Genomic DNA, 20,727 nt, shown 5'->3' with positions numbered 1-20,727 from the left:
TGATGAATAAAAAAAGTGATGACTGCCAACTTGAATTAAGTTGACAGTCTTAATGGTTAGTATGAGTTATTGTTTCTGAATCTTGAATGTCATTGTAGAGGATGCAGTATTCACCTGAACTATATACCATCCTTTTGCAAGATGGGCTACATTAAAACTACGTTTTGATTCTTGAGTTAAGTCTTCGAAAGATTTCACCTTTTTTCCAATCAGGTTATAGATAAATACACTTTCCATTTGATCTATACCTTTCACAGTAAACTGATCTAACACTGGGTTTGGATATAATGTTACAGTTTGAATATCAAGAGAAGCTTCAGTAATTTGTTTTTCTTCTACGGTTACAACAATCTCTTGCTCCATAGTCCAATCGGCTTGTGAGGCTAAAATCATAATAGATCCTGATTCCATCAAATTACCTTTTAGAATAGCTGTTCCATCTTCATTATCAATTAATTCCACACCTTCTAGTGCTTCTTTTAATGATAAAGTGATTGCTACATTTTCTAAGCCATCAACCGTTACTTCATGTTCAAAAGTTTCTCCTTCAATAGCGGTAAAAGTAGCTTCTGAAGTAAACATTAATGGGTTATCAATTTCAATAACTTTCAATGTGAATGTTTGATTTAAATTCCAGTCAGCTACAGTAGCATTAAGTGTAATCACATTATTTCCTGTTGTTGAAGGCATACCGTTTAATACATATTTACCTTCTACCATATCAAGTGATAACCATTGAGGTCCTTGAGTAAGTTCTAAAGAAACTGCTTCATCAATATCACAACCTACTTGTACTTCATACTCATAAGTATCAAAGATTTTAGTTGATAAAGTAGGTATTGAAATAAATGAGAGAGGATTTTCGATATCCAAAATTCTAAGATCGAATTGCTGACTTGCAATTTTATTATCGGCCATTGCCTTCACTCTAACATAATAAGAACCTGCCTCATTAGTTCTTCCTGATAATGTAGCAGACCCATCATTATGATCTTCTATTGACAACCACTCCGGAGCATCATCTAAAGTAAATTCAATGGCGATTCCATCTTTATGAGTGGCTGTAATTACATAGCTATAATCATGATAAATAGCTCCCTCTTCAACTATTGAAGAAGTGAAAGTAATTGGATTCTCTCCTGCAATATCTAAGGATACATTATCTAGAGTCAGCACACCTGTTGAAAGTTCCGTTTTAGTGTAAAATGCTAGAAACATATTATTAGTTTCTGGAGCGTCAAACGTTATTGTCACATCCTTCCATGCATCTTCTATAGTAGAAGCTTTTACTAAGACATCACCTAATGCTGTCACGTCATTATCACTTACCAAATAAACTTCTACTTCTTCTGTATGCCATTTATCTTCAAGTGCATCAAGCTCTGTTCTAATACTAAATGACAATTCGTAGGTAGTTCCTTCTTCTAAAGCCAATGGAACTGAGTAAAGAATATCATCTTTTTTACCAGAAATCTGCATTGCTCCAGAACCCTTCACCAAATCATTTGATCCATCATCTGTAATCTGTTTCCATTCGTTACCGTCAAGATTCAAATCGTCTATTGACCAACCCATAGGTTTAGTCGTTCCTTGTTTCATTGTCTCAAAATTTTCGAGATATGGGAAAGTCTCAACAGTTGGATCAGGGATGGTTGTAAATGACCATACTGGAGCATTAGGCAGTTCACCGTTACTATTATATGGCACTACTTGCCAATAGTATTGAGTGTTATATTCTAAGTTTTCTAAATCTAAAGCAGCAACATCTAAAGTTACTTCTTGCTCAGAAATCATATTGTTTGGAGGATAATTTGTCCCCACATTCACTTTATAACCTTCTGTTGCTCCACCGCCATCTAGCCATTCTAATTTCACTCCTTTCATCATATCTACTTCCACAGCGTTCGATGCAGGCGATATTGGATTTGCCGCTAATGGGAATCCGTTAGAAATCTTTTCCCAAGAAATATCATCGATTAAAGCAGCTGTAATTTTCTGCTCTCTTCCTCCGTGTCTAAATGCGATGTACGGTCCTTTATCAGTATGACTAAAAAGTAGATTGAACTGTTTGTAAGCACTTGTCAATTCAAAAGTCTTTTTTAACTCAAAAGTGGATGGGTCCGTTGGGTCTGTCATTAATCCAACCTCAAGAGTTAAATCATATGCATCATTAGATTTTTTTGCTTGGAAAACGATACGGTTTGTATCAAAGTTTTTCACACCTGGCGACACTAAGATGACATCCGATTCAAAGTCGTTCAAGTTCATCAAACGAGCACAGTGAGGAGCTGTGAAATATTCTAAGGCACCGTTAATTACCTCAACACTTGTATAGTTATCCCATGAACTTCTTACCTGACTCCATTTTTCAGGCATTTCGGTACTATTATCAAAGTTTTCAAAGAAATCAGATAAAGGTTGATAAGCTGAACCTATCAATGTAATATCATTTGAGCCTACAGTCGAATTTGTTTCTAAAGTAAATGAACTTTCAAAATCACCCACCTCAGTTGGTTCAAAATATAATTTGATGTCGGCAGATAATCCAACGTCGATTGTTCCAGTATAATCAGTTGAGAAAGGACCTGTAGATGATCCACCTCTGATGATAAGTGGTGCTCTACCCGTATTGGTTACCGTAACAGTTTTACTTACTTTACTTCCAACACTCACAGTAGCAAAAGTGAGATTATCTACTTCAATTTGAATTTCAGGTTCTACTTTTTGTTCCTTGATAACAATATCATCTATCCAGAAATATTTTGGTGACCAACTAGAAGCTTCATGATATCTCCATCGGATATAAACATTATCTCCAGAGTAACCACTTAAATCAAAAGATTCATACTTATAATTTTCCATGTTACCTTCTAGCATCATTGCCCCAATTTCAGACCATGTCTGCTTTCCATCAGTAGATATTTCTAGGAAAGTTCCACTTGAAGGAGAATTTGAACCTGTTCTCCAATAGAATGTAATATCAGAATTCTCCTTAAGGTTCATTCTTGGCGTCACTAATGAATAATCACCTGATCTCCATGCTGAAACATAACCAGACATCTCTCCTTTATATATACCATCAGGAAAACCGTCTATATCACCTGAAATCCAATATTCATCAAACTCCCAATCTGAATCGTCAGGAAAGTTAGTATTGATAATTCTACCAATTCTGTTTCCTGTTATTTGACTAATGTAGAAATCTTCAAAATCTATAATAAATGGAAATTCCTCCACAAACTTTTGTGCAGTAAAAGATAATACTGCTGAAGAAGTAGAATTATCTCCTTTCTTCGCTACAATTTGATAATAATAGGTAGTTTTTGATTCCCATAAAGTCTGACTTTTATAAGATTCAGTACCATCGGCAGCTACAGCTTGGTCCGAGATAATTAGTTGCATATTATCTGCAGAAGTACCTAAATAGAAATCGTAACGCTCCGTATTGCATAAACTAAATTCAATAGCTTGATCTACTAAAACTTTAGAAGCTTGATTGGTTGGATTTACAGCAATAGGAGTACATGGCGTATTTTCATTTACTAGGTAATGAAAACGTATGTTTGGAGTCGCGTTATTTGAGGGTCTCCATCCATTTACACCTGTAGGAAAGTTATTATCATTTCCACTTACTGCTTGATGATCCTGATTCACTGTGCCATAAAATAAACCAGACGTTTGATATGACTCACCTGAATGATTTTGCCAATGAATAATTAAATCACTAGTTCCATCATATTCAAAATCTTCAATATCAATATCCATCCAATCGGCACCATTGGCAGGATAAGTCACTGTACCTTCAAAAACCTTAGTATAATTATTAAGATCCGGGTAGGTTAATGAAACATCGTCTTTTGTAACTAATGAAAAATATACTTTTTGATTTGGAAATGCTTTTTCCCATCCTGAAAAGTCTTTGTAACCATAAAAAGAGATTTTACTAATTGTTTTAGCTTCTCCTAAATCTTCACTTTTGTATAGAAAACTACCCCATGCATAATTCCAATTAGAGTAAATAGGATCTGTTGTAGGAGTCTGCCCACTACCAATTTCAACAAATGCAGTTGGAGTTGAAGTTGTTTTACCATAGGTTAAATGCCCTATACTAAATAGGATAAATAACGAAAACAATAATAGTCGTTTCATCTTAAAGCTGTTTAAATAATTGAACTGTTTGTTTCCTCAATTTTAAGGAGATAAAACGCTATTGTAAATAGGGGCTTCCACTCATTTTGATCAACAAAGATTGCTTTTGTATTGATTTACAGATCTTTAAATCATACTTTAAATAGAGTATTAAGGTACTTTTATTAGAAAAACAGAAAGGAAGTATTACATAAATAAAGAATGATGATTATATTCATAGAGTCATTAAACCTCAACATTTTATGTTAATCAAAAAATACTTCTCTTTAAAAGAAATGGCCTTATGGACAAGGTCTGATACAATCATCTTCATCATTTTAGCCATTATCCCGACGGTTGCATACGATATCTTCGGACAAACATGGATTGGATTACCATGGACACCTATCGCATTGGTGGGTACTGCTGTAGCATTTGTTGTTGGTTTTCGTAACAATGCAGTTTATGGGCGACTATGGGAAGCTCGAAAAATTTGGGGTGGTATTGTTAACGACTCTCGTACCTTTTCAATTCATGTTGGAGACATGGTCACCAACGAATATGCAAAAGAAGGAGAAGAACTATCGGAACAAGAACTATTTTTAGAGAAGCAAGCTATTGTCCGAAGACATATGGCATGGCTTACTGCTTTAAGATATGCAATGAGAACAAAAAAAACATGGGAATCATTTATGGATCACCATACAAACAGAGAATGGGCCAATAAAATACATATACCTGAGTTTGTGATTGAAGAAAGGGACGCCCTTTCGGAATATCTTTCTAAAGAAGAACTTGATTTTGTGATGAGAGTTGGTGGCAATAAAGCCGCATCAATCATTAAACTTCAATCTAGACATCTTAGAAAATTAAAAGAAAAAGGGCTTATCTGGGAATTTTCATTTCTTCACTTAGAAAGTATCATAAGAACCTTATTAGAGTTACAGGGAAAGAGTGAAAGAATAAAAAACTTCCCTTACCCGAGACAATACGCTACATTAAATGTATATTTTGTTTGGGCATTTATCATTATCCTTCCTTTAGGTATTGTTCCAGAGTTTGCTAGATTGGGAGAAAATATGATGAGTAACTTCCCATTAATTGGTGACTACTTTATATGGTTTTCTGTTCCCTTTACCACCCTTGTTTCTTGGGTATTCCATACTATGGAACGTATCGGGACTGTAGGTGAAAATCCGTTCGAAGGATCTGCAAATGATGTTCCTATTTCGACTATTGCTAGAGCCATAGAAATTGATGTACTTACATGTGTTGGAGACCCTAACATTCCAGAACCTTTTGAAGTAAAAGAGAACGTACAGATGTAAATATTGACCATTAACAATTTTTTAGTGATCATCGTCATCTTTTTTGATTGATATTAGTTACATTTGGTTTGTGAAGTAACATTCACTAAATGTCACGTTATCTCATACGCTAATATTTACCTGATGCAATACGAAATCATAAATCATGATCGTTATGTTGTACTCGAAGTAAAAGGTATTCCAAATGTTGAGGAGATGATCCATGCTTTAATGGATGCAAAAGATCTTCTAAACAAAAAGAACCATCCCATTTTGATGATTGATAGTAGTCAATTGGAAAAACCCTTCGAGATACATGAAAAGCATTACTTGATCTCTTCTTTGGATAAAATTCGTTTAAATAAAACGACTAAAATATATATGATGACCAGTTTGAAAATACAAGATCATCATTTAATAGAAACCTTTGGTAAGAATAGAGGTTGGTTTATTAAAACCTTTAAGCATCTACCACACGCAAAAGATATGATTCAAAGGGAAATAAACCCTGCGATGACTAGAAATATATAATTTGAAACACTAATAATTAAAGAGACGACCTCAACATTGAAGTCGTCTCTTTCTTTTTTGAATATATATTGTCTGTTTTTTTACAAACTCATGTAATATCGAATAGATTCTTCAATATCGTTCCACTCAATAAATTGATCGTACGTACAATCGCCGATTTTATTTAATAGAGAGAAACTTAATTTCTTTCCAGTATTTTTCTTATCCTGAAGTAAATAAGAATATAAATGTTGTAAATCAGATTCTTTGATTTCTACCTTACCATAGACTCTAAGAATATAGCTTTGAATTTCGATTAATTCAACCGTAGTTAAGCCAGTAAATTTTGTAGATAGCCACGCTTCAGCAATCATACCAATTGCGATAGCTTCTCCATGTAATAATTTTCTCCCTGGAATATCTAAAAGGTAAGATTCGATCGCATGTCCTACAGTGTGACCAAAGTTCAATATTTTTCTTAATCCTTTTTCTGTAGGATCAGAAGTCACCACTTTATCTTTGATATTGATTGAATGAGGAATAATCGCCTCAAGATCTTGATCAGCCAACGGTTTAGATGAAACCGTTTTCCAATGGTCTGCATCTTGAATCAAACAGTGTTTAATGACTTCAGCAAAACCAGAACGTAATTCATTTGCTGGTAATGTTTTGATAAACGATGGATAAATCAACACATTATTAGGCACTCTAAATACCCCAATATGGTTTTTCAGTTTACCAAAATCAATGCCCAACTTGCCACCAACAGAAGCATCTACTTGAGACAACAAAGTAGTTGGCATTTGCCAAAAATCAATTCCTCTTTTATAAGTTGAAGCACAGAAACCACCCATATCGCCAATAACACCACCACCAAGATCCAAGACAGCAGCTTTTCTGTCAAATCCGGCATCTGTCAATTCTTGCCAAATGTGCTGACAAGTAGTTAATGTCTTGTTCTCCTCACCACTTTCGATCTCTATCAAAATATGTGAAGGAAGATATTCTTGTACGATTGGATAACAATCTCTTTTAGTGTTTTCGTCTACAATTACCGCCAAATTGGTATATGATACCAATTCTTCAAAAGTAGACGTTGCTACACTATTTAAAAAAGTAACTTTGTTGATACTCATAGTCAATCTTTTCTCTTGACGTTAGTTTTAACGTTTAATTGATATTTTATCAAAAAAGGCGGTGATCTAAGAAGATTCACCGCCTTTAATATATCCTAAAAAGCTTATGCTTTTTCAGTGTTTACTACTTTAGTTTGAACACGGATAGACTCATCGTGGATCAATTTGAATAATTGCTCCATAAATGATTTGCCAATACCTAATTTCTCAGCTTGTTCTGGACGGTTTTGGAAGATATCGATCCAACGACCTGCTTGGAATACAGTTAGGTTGTTTTCTCTCTTATAATCTCCAATCTCGTTCACAACGTTCATTCTTTGAGACAATACTTCAAGAAGTTCGTTATCCAAACGGTCGATTTTCGAACGAAGATCATCCAATTTGTTATTTACTTCTTCAGCATCAGTTGTGCTCTTTCTAATTTTCACCTCGTTTAAGATCTCAGCTAAACGCTTAGGAGTAACTTGTTGAGAAGCATCAGACCAAGCGTTATCTGGGTCTCTATGCGTTTCAATCATTAATCCGTCGAAATCTAAATCGATCGCTTTTTGAGAAACAGGATAAATTAAATCCCTAGTACCACCAATATGTGAAGGGTCACAGATTAGAGGCAAGTTTGGTAATTCAGTTTTTAGGGCGATAGCCAATTTCCACATAGGTATATTTCTATACTGAGTTTTCTCAAAAGATGAGAATCCACGGTGGATACCAGCAATTTGTCTGATACCTGCGCCATAAATACGCTCAATCGCACCCTTCCATAATGCTAAGTCTGGGTTGATTGGGTTTTTGATCATTACAGGAACGTCAACACCTTTTAATGCATCCGCAATTTCTTGGATAGTAAAAGGGTTTACTGTCGAACGAGCACCAATCCAAAGAACGTCTACACCATACTTAAGGGCTAACTCAACGTGTTGAGCGTTTGCCACCTCAGTAGTGATAGGCATATTCAATTCTTTTTTAACGTTGGCGAACCATTTTAAACCTTCTTCACCGATTCCCTCGAATGATCCCGGTCTTGTACGTGGTTTCCAGATACCTGCTCGTAGCATTGTGATATCTATCTCTTCAGTAATCTGACGGCAAGTTTCCATCAACTGCTCTTCAGACTCCGCGCTACATGGTCCTGCAATGGCAATCGGACCGCCATTTTTAACTACAGACCAACTTTCTAATGGTTGTATATCTTTCATATCAGATTCTATTCAGATAGTTTGTATTATTGCAAAATTACAAAAAATTAAAAAGAATCAAGTAATTATTGCAATAATTATAGACATTAACATACATTTTTGATTATTGACAATAAAAAACACCTTCCGAAGTAAAATTCGTATTAAGTATTTAAAAAATTGCCTTTACTTTGTATGTTTTGGAATTGCAAAGAAAATAAATAAACAGCATACTTGTAAATTGAAACTGTTATGTTATTTAAATTTGCTGACGTTTCATTACTTTTACACTAGGAACCTGTATATATATAGCGCGTGGGACAAAATAAAAAACATTCTCAATTTCTGGAAGATCAAAATGTCATTCCCGATATCTCAAAAATTGCCGTTATCGGCGGGGGTAGTTGGGCAACTGCATTAGTAAAAATTTTATCAGATGGAGGAAAAACAAAATTACATTGGTGGATTCGTAATCAAGATGATATAGACCATATCAGACAATACAATTCTAACCCAAGATATCTACCTTCTGCTAAAATATCACCAGAAAGTGTGGTTCCTTTTAGTAATATTAAAGATGCCATCAGAGAAGCCAATGCGATTCTATTAGCTGTTCCAGCGGCCTTTATTCTAGATGCTATCAAAGACCTTACACCAAAAGATTTCGAAAACAAGTTCGTTATCTCCGCTATCAAAGGTCTAATTCCTGAGAAACATATCTTAGTTACAGAACATATTGAACAAAACTTTAATGTTCATCATAAAAGAGTAGCCGTTATTGGTGGTCCTTGTCACGCAGAAGAAGTGGCTATGGAAAAACAAGCCTACTTAACTATTGCTTCTGGGAGTAAGCGTTTTGGTAAAGCTTTATCTGAAGCAATGCAGAATAGATATATTCAAACTACCTCAATACGTGACATATACGGTGTTGAATATTCTGCAGTGATGAAAAATATCGTCGCCATTTCTTGCGGTATAGCTCATGGGTTAGGTTATGGTGATAACTTCCAAGCGGTATTGGTATCCAATGCGATGCAAGAAGTTCAATATTTTTTAAAAGCTGCCTACCATATCAAAAGAAACTTATTGGGCACCGCCTATTTAGGTGATATGTTGGTGACTTCCTATTCTCAATTCAGTAGAAATAGAACTTTCGGAAATATGATTGGACATGGTTACTCTGTAAAAGCAGCACAACTAGAGATGCAAATGGTAGCCGAAGGATACTATGCTGTAAAAAGTATTTTCGAGATAGCTAAGCGACTTGAAATTGAAAAAGAGATGCCTATCACTAGAGCTGTTTATAACATACTGTATGAAAGAATTTCACCAATTGTGGAGTTCAGAATTTTGAAAGATCAACTAAACTAACTATTTTGACGTTATAAACACATACACCTATATTCTACTACAGTGAAACAGCATTAGCTTAAAAATATTTAAGGGTGGTTTAGTCCACCTTTTTTTATACCGCTTAGATCAGTCCTTGATACTAAGTTGATTCTATTATTCTTAAGACAACGAATTATCCTATTGAATCTGTCATTCAGAGTTCATTGCATACGCGTATGTTTTATTTCACATACCTTATTCACAGCCTGAAACAAACATTTTCTTTTCATTGTTCTTAGATATATACATACCAATTTAAACACACATTTATTTAACACACATGCTAACATCGGAAAAAAACGTAAAATCCGGAGTGGATTTTCTGCCTATCAATGGTACAGATCACATTGAGTTTTATGTAGGAAACGCCAAGCAAGCCGCGTATTTTTATCAAATTGCTTTTGGCTTTAAACTAGTTGCCTACGCTGGTCCGGAAACAGGAGTAAAAGAAAAAGCAAGTTATGTCCTTCAACAAGGAAAACTTCGTTTTGTATTCACCACATCACTTAATTCCAACTCTGAAATCGCCAAACATGTACACAAGCATGGCGATGGCGTAAAAGTATTGGCTTTATGGGTAGACGATGCCCATAAATCATACGAAGAAACTGTAAAAAGAGGAGCTGAATCTGTTCAAGCCCCTCACTCAATCACCGATGCAGACGGTGAAGTTGTAATGTCTAGTATCAAAACGTATGGTGATACTATTCACACCTTTGTAGAGAGAAAAAACTACAACGGAGCCTTCCTACCACACTTTGTTGGAAAAGAACCTCTTATGAAAGTGAAAGATGTAGGATTAAAATATGTTGACCACTGTGTTGGTAACGTAGAATTAGGCGAAATGGATCAGTGGGTGAAATTCTACGAAGATGTGATGGGCTTCAAGTTGCTACTTACTTTCGACGATAACGATATCTCCACAGAATACACTGCCCTAATGTCTAAAGTAGTTTCCAACGGAAATGGATATGTAAAATTCCCTATCAACGAACCTGCTGATGGAAAGAGAAAATCTCAAATTGAGGAATACTTAGAATTCTACAATGGTTCTGGCGTACAACATATTGCCGTGGCTACAGACGACATTTGCTATACGGTAAGTGAATTAAGAAAAAGAGGTATCGAGTTCCTTTATGTTCCAGACAATTATTATGATGATCTTAAAGAACGTGTTGGAAACATTGACGAGGAAATTGATCAACTTAAAGAATTAAATATCCTAGTAGATCGTGACGAAGAAGGATATTTATTACAAATCTTCACAAAACCTGTCGAAGACCGTCCTACATTATTCTTTGAGATTATTCAAAGAAAAGGGGCAAAATCATTTGGCAAAGGGAACTTTAAAGCCTTGTTTGAAGCGATTGAAAGAGAGCAGGCATTAAGAGGTAACTTGTAATTAACTCTCTCCAAATAAATAAAGGGGCCGTTTCATTCACTTGAAATGGCCCCTTCTTTATATTTAATCTATTATTAAAATCAAATTATTGTGTTAGTGAGTATTTAAACTGAACACCAAATGCTGTAGATGTTCTTCTAAATGCATTCGATACTTTTGGATCGTTAATCGTTCTATCAAAATAGAATTGAAGATTTGCTCTATCATTCAACATATAATTCACGGTTGGTCTTAAAGCAAAGTTCATGTTACCTGCAGTCACTACATTCTCCTCTTCCATTCTATATTGAGTCGTTTGATTATCTCTAATCGACATGGCCAATCTAAATGTGATATCGTTTTTCAAAGTAGTCGTTCTACCTTTAGATCTAAATGGAAGTTTCATTCCTGTAGTTGTGTATCCAATATCAATGGTAAAGTCATTGTTCAATTGTTCTGTTACCTGAGCATTTGATAGATTCAGAGATAACATTCTTCCTTTATTGTAGTCAAACTTAATCTGCAAATCATTCATCAATTTGATATTGATACCGATAAGAGGACCAAAACGTTCCTCAATATTCACTTGGTTGATGACATATACTGGAACGATATTACCATCTTGCCCCTCAGCTACAGGCTGATCATTAATATCTCTATCTGGACCAATTTCAGTCGCACCATATAATAAAGAAGAGTTATAGTTACCTACCGTGTAATTCGATTGATAAGCGTGTGCTAAAGTGATGGATTTGATTGAGTTTTCAAAAACCTTCAATTTAGATAAACCTGTGTATCTCACATCCCAGTTTGGTATTGGGAATGAAGAAGGGAAAGCAGACAAACCAACTTTAGATGAACTCTGACCAGTATATGCTGCAATAAATGCAGGAATTAACACATCTTGATCATTTTCTTTGTATTGAGTTTGACTTGATGTCCTTGTACTGTTCAGTCGATCTTTCACTTCAGATCTATTGGCTACAAACTGATTGAAAACTTCTGATTCATTGTTTCCATCAGGTTTTGAGAATGCAGTACCCATAGAGAAGAAACTGATGCCAAAAGTACCTGTTCTTGTTGGTGATAGAGAGTTATAATCATTTATACTACTATCGAATCTAAATACTTCAGAATATGATTCTGTTCTATTAGATGTTGAAGTCAGAGTTACTTTAAAATCCCTGAAAGGCTCTAAATTCGCTCGCACTCTATATTCTTCCCTTTTCGTCTGAACGAACTGATTATTTAAATATTCACTTGGCGCTAACCATCCATTTTCAGCCGCTTTAAATCGAATACTTGGATCCTGACTACCCAATAAGAAAGGTAAGCCTGGCGCGTTGGTCTTAGAATCTAAACCAACATATTCCGCCGTCGGCATATATCCAGGAAGTGTAGTTGCATTATTTTCTGAATAAGTCATATCAATGTCTTTCAACATTGTAAGAAAACGAATACCTGTGTCTCCTAATTTCTCTCCTGCAGATTTGGTAGGTTCAGGTCTTTCTTTTAACTGATCATTCACGGCCAACAACTCCTGTTCAGTTTTCTTAATTTCTTCTGCAATACTCTCCAGTTTTTTATTCTTTTTAGGATTTTCCTTTGCGAGTTGTGCATCAAGAGTATCAATTTGAGTATTGTACGTTAAAATTTTCGCATCTAAATCTGCATAATCTTTTCCTTTTCCTTTGTACTTCTCAATTTTCGTTTTCAGCTTAGTGATCTTTGCTTCAATTTTCTCTTTCTGCTTATCAATTTTATCTTTATCAGCATTTTGAAGATTAGTTTGTTCTGTTCGCAGATCCTTCAATTTATCTTTTAATTTCACTTTCTGATAAGCTAAACGAGTATAATCTTTCGTTGGCTTTTTAGACCTATTCCCCCCTTGTTGCTGTTGCTGATTTCTATTCCTAGACCTTGATCGACCACGATTACTCACTCCATTTTCTAAGTGATTTACATAACCAATCTTCTTATATATATTTTTGAAATCAAACTTAGAGTTTAAAGATATTTGCTGTGTGTTACCAATTGTGTTACCAAGAGTATCTGCAATACCTAAAGTACCTGCTGTCCAATTAGTACCTGCTACATATCTAGCATTTGCTCCAATAAAATCAAGACCTGGCACTTTATTGATAGGAATATTATAAGTACCCGATAAATTCTGAGTGAATAACTTCATACGACCAAAGTCTAAAAGGTTATTCATTATGGAATCCCTTGCCGTATCTGTATCAATTGCCCCTTCTGGCTCGTCGACTAAGGCGTTGGCAGTTGCTTGGTAATCAATTTTCAAACTCTTCGCTAAATTCCAGCCTAAATTATATCCTCTATTAAATAGGAAACTTTTTTCGTAAGTTGGTAAAATACCATCTTTTACAAAACCTCTTCCTTCTTCGTAACTTCTAAATTGAGTATATCTATACTGACGATCTAAATCACCTCTAACAGTAATTGAACTTGGCAATGGATTTAAATTGAAATCAGTAATTAATGATGACCAATCCCCACCTTGCGTATCCTTAAAAGGCTCCCATGCTTTTAATGGCGATTGATAAGAATAGGCAGCACCTAATTTCCATTGTTTGAAATCTTTCGCTTCGGTATTCTTATCTCTCATATTTCTATCAGAATAGGAACCGCTTAAACTAAAGTTTTCAATATCCCAAGGGTAACTTTTGGCCTCAGGGTTCATTTTCACTTTCGTTAGATTGGAAATATTGATACTTCTCGCCTCTTCTAAGTATTTCACTTGTTCGCTGTAATAGCTGCCTCTAACTTCTGAAGAAACATCAAGAGGTACATCTGGATCTAAAGGATCAAAATATGGATTAGAGCCTTTTCGATCATAACTCATATAAATAGGAACTGATAAACCTATTCTATTTAAGAAGATCTTATCTAAGTTGATGTTTGCCGCAATACCAAACTCTAAATTATCTTCCATCTGACGATCACCGATTTTATCTTGGATACCACCAAAACCAACCGTACTGTAACGAACATTGGTTTTAATATTGGCAAAATCGGCTAAAGTGGCATCAATTGATGCATTTGCAGCCCATGATGAGAACGTAGAATATTCTGTTGCTCTTAGCTCGTTGGCCCAAATTCTAATATCTTTTCTGGCATTATCGGTGGTTTTATTTCGAACACCAATCATAGCCGTTTGTATCGCACTCATATCTGGGTTACCCACGACTCTTACCCGATATTGACGAACGTTTGGTCCTGCTGCCTCCAAATTGGTTGGATACGGAATATCTCTATCTGCATTTTCCGAATTACGCTGAACTTTAATTTTATAAAGTTCTTCTAAGGCGATATCAATTTCGTTCTCCCTTGGCCAAATTACTTCTGGAGTAGTAGCTCCTTTTTGTGTGATTTTCAAAGGAACTTCTATTTCGTAGTAGTTATCTGTAAGGTCAGTACCCACTCTCAAGAAACCCCGGACTTCATCATCCCGGGTGATATCAGATGGTGATTGTGCATGAAGCTCCATCTTGAGTCGCTTGTAATTGACTAAATTCAGACTAAAGTTTTTAAAGATCCCGATACCATCATCTACATCTAAATCTTCAACGTTTACTTGTATGGATTGTTCGTTAATTCGTCTTGTAACCGTTGATGTTGCATCATAATCTCTTTCGAAGCCTGGAGGCAATACATAAGGAATTTTTCTAGTCTGTGTATCAGTTACTCCATTCTGCTCGATATTTACTGATGAAATCTCAACTTTAGCGGTTGAAATTGGCAGATCATCATCTTCAATATTTTGAGTGTATTGACGCCATTGTGCTCCTACTAATTGGAAATTCAACATACGTAACACAACTGGCTGCTCCCAATCTGTCATGAATAAACGCATGAATTTCACCGACTTAAAATTATCAATACCTCCTACTTTACTGTAATTATTATCATCTCTAATAGGGATTCTAACTTGATACCAAGTCACTAATTCCCTTGATTCGGGAGCTTCCGAAGTTACTCTATCAACGACAAACTTATTGTTTTCTAATTGTCCTGGACGTAAATCTAATTCATACTCAAAGTAAGCGTTCAATTCATTTAAGGTATTATCGCCATTCAAATCTTCGTTGTTAGGATAACTAGTATTTGAAGGAGTAAAACCTCCACCTCCTTGGTTTTCTGGTGAGTTTCTCTCTGTTCCGTTAAACCTTTTATATCTTTCTAAAACTTTTAAGTTTTGAGCATCAGCTTCATCACCTAGATAGTATTTAAAATCATCACCTGATGGGTCGGCAATAATTGCTTGCAATGCTTCTGGTGATAATACACTTGGCAATCGATCAATAAAGAACTGCTTAAAAAATTCTGCTTCTTCTTCACTCGACAAACCATCGTAACCAATATCTTGAGCATCTCTTGGAACTGCAGTACTAAATACATTATTCACAAATTGAGTAGTAGGAGAATAACCCCATACTGAACGATTTAATAGATCTTTATTGGTCGTCATACCGTTCTCGAAGAAGTGCCTACCATCAGGAACTACATCTTCGGAAATACTACCTAAATCAATAAATAACTTACCACCTGTATTGTTGTTTGCTCCTTCTATTTCAGCGTTTTTACCTGTCATAAACGGATCCATCATCCAGAATTCTATATACTGCACATTCAAGTTATCAAAATCGACATCTGTGGTAATGGCTTTAGTTATTGCACCAAAATTATCTTTAGGATTCCGGAGTGTACCGTCATTATTTAAATCGGTATTATAGTTATAAGGACCTCTTTCTGATGGATAATAAGCTAAGTCAAAAGTTACCTCATTGGTGTTGATTTGATTAGCCTGTCTATTTTTAAATACTTCATTGAATGGAACCAAACGAACATAGTGATTTTGCATATCTTCGTCTGTAATATTATTTGGTCGACTCGTATTACCCGTTGTGTAATAGAAGACATTATCAATATTGTACCAAGCCATTAATGCCCTACGGTGGTTATACGCCAAGGAATCTTCGGCTGTGGTTGGAGGTGCAGTATTCCATCCTTGTTGATCCAAAATGTATTCTGGTGTACTACCATGTGCCCAAGAAACAGGATTTAAACCTAGATCATATGGTACTTCAGCTCCTTCAAAATCATCGATATAACCCGTACCATCAGTACCTATAAGAGAAGGTGTTCCAGGAATGAGTTGGGCAAATTCACCCTTAAAGGTGAACATAGATTGCTCTTGCGTGTCAATACCCGGTATGGCATCAACTAATTTGGTTAAAAACCTAGATTCTGTGGTGTAGTCCATAGTAAGACCCCACATAGTATTCTTCACAGGTTCTGAACCTACATTCACTCTAGAAATCAAAGGTTTTTCTGAAAGGTGCATTAAAGTACCTGAGATAATGAAGTCTTCACTAACATGATACTCTAAGTCTACCCCTGCCAATGTTTTAGTTTGGAAGTTGAATAAGTCTGCTCTTTCGTAGGTAATTCGAATATCTTTTCCAGAGTTCAATACCCCTTCATCTAGGATAGTTACTCTACCAAATTGATAATCGACAGTATATTGTGCTCCTTCTGTTAAAGTAACACCTCCAGCAGTAATAGTCACAGAGTTCTCTGCTATATTAATTCCAGGTAGTAAGATTTCATTTGATGATCCACCCTTATAACTACCTTTCATGAAATACTTATTTTGTTTTGTATTCAGAACTGCATCTGCTTGAGTTTTTTTATATAGATCCTCAAATACATATTTGGTGACTAAATTACCTTCTCCCGGCTCGAATTTTTCTTCAAGTGTTTGTCCAAAAGGCTCTAATACAGGGAAAATAATCCGACCATTCCTTGAGTCAATAGTAACTCCTTCAATAAAGTCAAAGTTACCATCCTTTTGGAGTTCCAAGTTCATGTTCAAACGGTCCAATCCAGTGACCTCAATTAAAGGAACATTGGCTAAGTTAACCCCTTCTTGGATAGACGGGTTATCCACACCTGTACGGTCATCTCTGTAGATGATCCTAAATTGGAAATCTTCCTTTTGAATTGAATTGGCTTGAAGTGAATAAACGTTCTTCATCATCAAATCCCATAAAGGAAACGGCTTTGAGGGGTCGTTAGGGTCAGTAGTGATAATCGTTGATGGACTTAAAAGTTTCATGAACATCACTTCATTTTGTCCAAGGTTTGGTAGATCCTCATTCAATTCACCTACTTTATAGCTTTGTCCATTAAAAGTATATTCAAAAGCAACGGCTAAAATTTCATCATTTCTAAGTGGTGTATTAATTGAGATATACCCCAATTGTTGGTTGTAACTAAATTCCGTTGGACCTAATTCTCTTGCAGAACGAAGAATTTCAAATTCGGTACCATTATTTAAACCTAATCCTTCTAAGCCTCCTTTTATAGCATCAGAATTACGGTTTAACTGGGTAACTTGACTATATAACGTGTTTGCATCGTTACTTGCTGCTGGGTTTGTACTTCCACCCCAAGCGGTATTGTAAGGATCTGCTTCACCAAGGTCAAGTAGACCTACTAAGTTTCTTTGCGTTTGAGTATCGTTGGCTCTATTGGTTACATAAACTTTCATACGAGTAACAACAACTCCAGAAATAATATTTGGGGTTGTCTTTAAAGCTTCTTCGTATTTATCTCTAAAGAAGTGACCAATAAAAAAGTGTTTATTATTATCGTAGGTATCTGCTCTGAACTCAAACTCTCTATTCTGACCACCATTTTTTATAGTAATGGTCTCTTGAGAGCCTCTTTGACTTGAGAAAACACTGGAAACATATAGATTACCAAATCTCAGTTTACTATACACACCAAATAAGTTCTGTGCTCCAGAAATTAATGAGTTACGTACGTTAAAGCTAACATTACCTACTTGAATATCTTGAATGATGTCATAATCATAAGCGGTATATGACATATTGTATTGCTGATCAAATTGGAAAGTACTCTTTGTATCAAAATTGGCTGACATTTCTAATTTATCACCAATTTTACCGATCATACCTAATCCAACTTGTTGATCGAAATTAAATCCACCATTTCTTTGTTGGGTCACTGGAACTTGAGGGTTATCAACTCTTTGAAATAAAAAGCCGAAATCAAGCATTGCATTACCATTGAGTTGAAAATCTAAAGTAGAACCACCAAATAGGAAATCTGCAACACGACCTAATTCTATATCTGGAATTAGCTTTCCATTACCTTGACCGGGTAAAGCATCACCTCCATCTTGTTGGAGTGATAAATTTTTATAATAGCTTGCCATGTTTTTCCTGTACAGATAATCACGGTAAGCGTCATAGGGTAAATACGAAGGGTTACGATATTGTAATCCATCACCTAATGTCTCCTGCACATTATAGCCATTACCTGTTGTATCTAGCTCAATTTGAGTATTTACATGAGGATCCGTACCAATAATTGGCGAACTATATTGCGGGGTAGACACAGGGTCTCCAAGCCTATCTCTTTCGTAAGGCTTTTGAGGTTTATACAACGTAGTATCCTGTTCCTGCTGATTTTCTTGAGGAATTGATTGTTGTAATACATTCCATACTACTGTCTCTTTGACGTTTGCCCAAACATTGTTTATCGTTGAGAAAAAAATTAGAGCTAGTAAGTATTTATAATTTGCTGTGTGTAAGCGAAACAAAATGAAGTCAAGTATTTAAGTTTACTAAAATCTTACGGTCAACCGACCATTAGCATTTAGTGATAAGTTCATAACAAGTCGAAATTGTCAGATGATAATAAATGAAAGATAAAAAGAATAGTAAAAAATTACTACAATCATCACTTTATCTGAGTGATAATTTGCTTATATAAATGCTAAAAAAGTAATAGTAAGGCGCTTATAGGCTAATTTTGTTTTAATGCTAATTTTATTAATTTTTCTACTGATAGATCATGTCCATGTTTTTTCTGAATTAGCTTAACAGATTTCTGTGCAGCAGCTCTAGTAAAACCAAGGGCAACAAGAGCATCCATAGCTTCATTTACAATTCCATTGTCTTGAGCAGTAGAAGTCGCATTCTGAATTAATTCTCCAGAATACTGCAATTTAGAAATTTTATCTCTTAATTCAATAACTACACGCTGTGCAGTTTTAGCTCCGATACCTTTTACACTCTGAATTGTCTTTACATCTTCTTGCATAATGGCCGAACAAATCTCTGCTGTCGATAGTGAAGACAAAAATGCTAACCCTGTTGAAGGGCCTACTCCAGATATTGAAATTAGTTGTAAAAATACCGTTCTATCATTTTCTGACAGAAAGCCGAAGAGTTGCTGCATATCTTCTTTCACATAGAAGTAAGTATACAACTTTACTTGATCACCCTCATTGACTGCACTAAAAGCACTTAAAGGCCATCGAATTTCATAACCTACCCCATTTACATCAATGATAGCTGAGGTAGGTATTTTTTTAACTAGCTTACCGCTAATGTAGTAATACATATATTAAAAGTCTTTAAACGTCTTTAGTTGAGCTTCCATATCTCTCATCAGCTCTCTTTTATCCATGCTTGGTGCATAAACAAAACCTTCTAAATAATAAAGATTCGCACCAGATTTATCAGTAAATAAGTAGCTAATAAATGGACCACCCATTGAGTAGGTATTTGTTCTCCAAAGACCTCTTATTTCTACTGCTTGTCTACCGTCTATTTTTGCATTTTTAATCTCAGGCTTCACCTTTGATTCTGTAATTACAAAAGATTCTTTGTCTTCAGGATTACCATATAAGTATTTTTTGGCTAATTCATTTCTAAATTTAAGAATATGATCAGCATCAAATTGTTTCTCATCTGTATATGGCATTTTCATTAAGATAATGTTATTATCAAATGCTATTTCTGGATGTCTTAACCAAAGAAAATCTTCTTCTGATTTTGCAATTTTATATCCCTGCAATAAAGAGATATCAACATTATATTTATCTTTTAAGAAGCGAGTAATCTTACGGTCTCTTTCTTTAGTAATTCTTTCTGCCAAACGCTTATTCTCTATATCATGGAAAGGTTGAGTCAAGTAATAAGTCTTATTAGGATCTTCTAAAACCTTAGCCATCTTTTCTTCACTTTCAGCAAAGAATAACATCACTGTTTGTCCTTTAGCCCAAACATCTTTCTTTACATAATAATATTTTTCCGGATCTTTTGATAATGCTTCGATAACACCCTCACCAAAAAACGATTTTAATATTCTTGACTCTCTACCTTTATTGTCAAAAGTAGTAACAATCATAACGTTTCTTGCTTGTCTAAGAATACTATTAAAACCAGACGGCTGAACTTGTGTAACGGTAAATTGAGGTTCACTTTGTGGTAAAATTCCTCTAGTAGCACCTAAAACTTTTGTATACAACTGTCCTCCAATACTTGCTTTAGTTCCCCATTGAGTAGAATCTATAACAAGAACCATCTCGCCAGGTTTACCTTTTGAAGAGGGTAAAAAAGATTTTTCTGTTTCAGTTTTAGCTCCACTATTATCAAGACATGATGAAAGACAAAGTAATGAAAAGCTTATGTAAGTAAGATATAATAATATTTTTTTCATGATGTTAGTTAATTTATTGCTAGAAATAACCCAATCAAATTTTATGAATATATAATCCCACAATATAAAAAATCAAGTTGTGAATTTAACTTAAAATGTTTTTGATAACAACGGCAAATCCCTAAATGCTCTTAATATAT

10 protein-coding genes are annotated in these 20,727 nt (G+C 35.1%); 4 read left to right on the top strand and 6 right to left on the bottom strand.

The window, feature by feature from the left end; all coding sequences use genetic code 11:
• Positions 1–66 precede the first annotated feature (66 nt).
• On the bottom strand, positions 67–4,149 hold the full coding sequence (locus KMW28_RS08480; RefSeq protein ID WP_169664604.1) for a T9SS-dependent choice-of-anchor J family protein: 4,083 nt from the start codon (positions 4,147–4,149) through the stop codon (positions 67–69).
• A gap of 242 nt (positions 4,150–4,391) precedes the next feature.
• On the opposite strand from KMW28_RS08480, the gene KMW28_RS08475 reads away from it, so the two are divergent.
• A complete protein-coding gene (locus KMW28_RS08475) occupies positions 4,392–5,456 on the top strand; it encodes a bestrophin family protein (RefSeq protein WP_169664605.1) in 1,065 nt (354 codons plus the stop codon).
• A gap of 123 nt (positions 5,457–5,579) precedes the next feature.
• Positions 5,580–5,966 (top strand): hypothetical protein, encoded by a 387-nt coding sequence (locus KMW28_RS08470; protein WP_066208339.1) that lies wholly within the window; start codon positions 5,580–5,582, stop codon positions 5,964–5,966.
• An 80-nt stretch (positions 5,967–6,046) separates the two neighbouring features.
• On the opposite strand, the gene aroB is transcribed toward KMW28_RS08470, so the two are convergent.
• Positions 6,047–7,081: a 3-dehydroquinate synthase gene (aroB, locus tag KMW28_RS08465; RefSeq protein ID WP_169664606.1), complete on the bottom strand. Its 1,035-nt coding sequence runs from the start codon at positions 7,079–7,081 to the stop codon at positions 6,047–6,049.
• Positions 7,082–7,185: 104 nt separating this feature from the next.
• Positions 7,186–8,277 (bottom strand): chorismate mutase, encoded by a 1,092-nt coding sequence (locus KMW28_RS08460; protein WP_066208343.1) that lies wholly within the window; start codon positions 8,275–8,277, stop codon positions 7,186–7,188.
• 294 nt (positions 8,278–8,571) lie between these two features.
• Here KMW28_RS08460 and KMW28_RS08455 point away from each other — a divergent pair, with 294 nt between their 5' ends.
• Both KMW28_RS08455 and hppD read left to right on the top strand, forming a co-directional pair.
• On the top strand, positions 8,572–9,627 hold the full coding sequence (locus KMW28_RS08455) for an NAD(P)H-dependent glycerol-3-phosphate dehydrogenase (RefSeq protein ID WP_236941102.1): 1,056 nt from the start codon (positions 8,572–8,574) through the stop codon (positions 9,625–9,627).
• Positions 9,628–9,928: 301 nt separating this feature from the next.
• A complete protein-coding gene (gene hppD, locus KMW28_RS08450) occupies positions 9,929–11,050 on the top strand; it encodes a 4-hydroxyphenylpyruvate dioxygenase (protein ID WP_169664607.1) in 1,122 nt (373 codons plus the stop codon).
• Positions 11,051–11,135: 85 nt separating this feature from the next.
• On the opposite strand, the gene sov is transcribed toward hppD, so the two are convergent.
• From sov to KMW28_RS08435, 3 genes are all read right to left on the bottom strand, one after another.
• Positions 11,136–18,680, bottom strand: coding sequence for a T9SS outer membrane translocon Sov/SprA (sov, locus tag KMW28_RS08445; RefSeq protein WP_169664608.1), 7,545 nt, complete (start codon positions 18,678–18,680; stop codon positions 11,136–11,138).
• 206 nt (positions 18,681–18,886) lie between these two features.
• Positions 18,887–19,486, bottom strand: coding sequence for a Holliday junction branch migration protein RuvA (gene ruvA / locus KMW28_RS08440; RefSeq protein WP_066208350.1), 600 nt, complete (start codon positions 19,484–19,486; stop codon positions 18,887–18,889).
• A gap of 3 nt (positions 19,487–19,489) precedes the next feature.
• On the bottom strand, positions 19,490–20,587 hold the full coding sequence (locus tag KMW28_RS08435; protein WP_169664609.1) for a DUF4837 family protein: 1,098 nt from the start codon (positions 20,585–20,587) through the stop codon (positions 19,490–19,492).
• Positions 20,588–20,727: the final 140 nt, after the last annotated feature.

Source organism: Flammeovirga yaeyamensis, from assembly GCF_018736045.1.
In the GTDB taxonomy this organism is placed as follows: domain Bacteria; phylum Bacteroidota; class Bacteroidia; order Cytophagales; family Flammeovirgaceae; genus Flammeovirga; species Flammeovirga yaeyamensis.
This window is presented reverse-complemented; position numbering and strand designations above follow the sequence as displayed.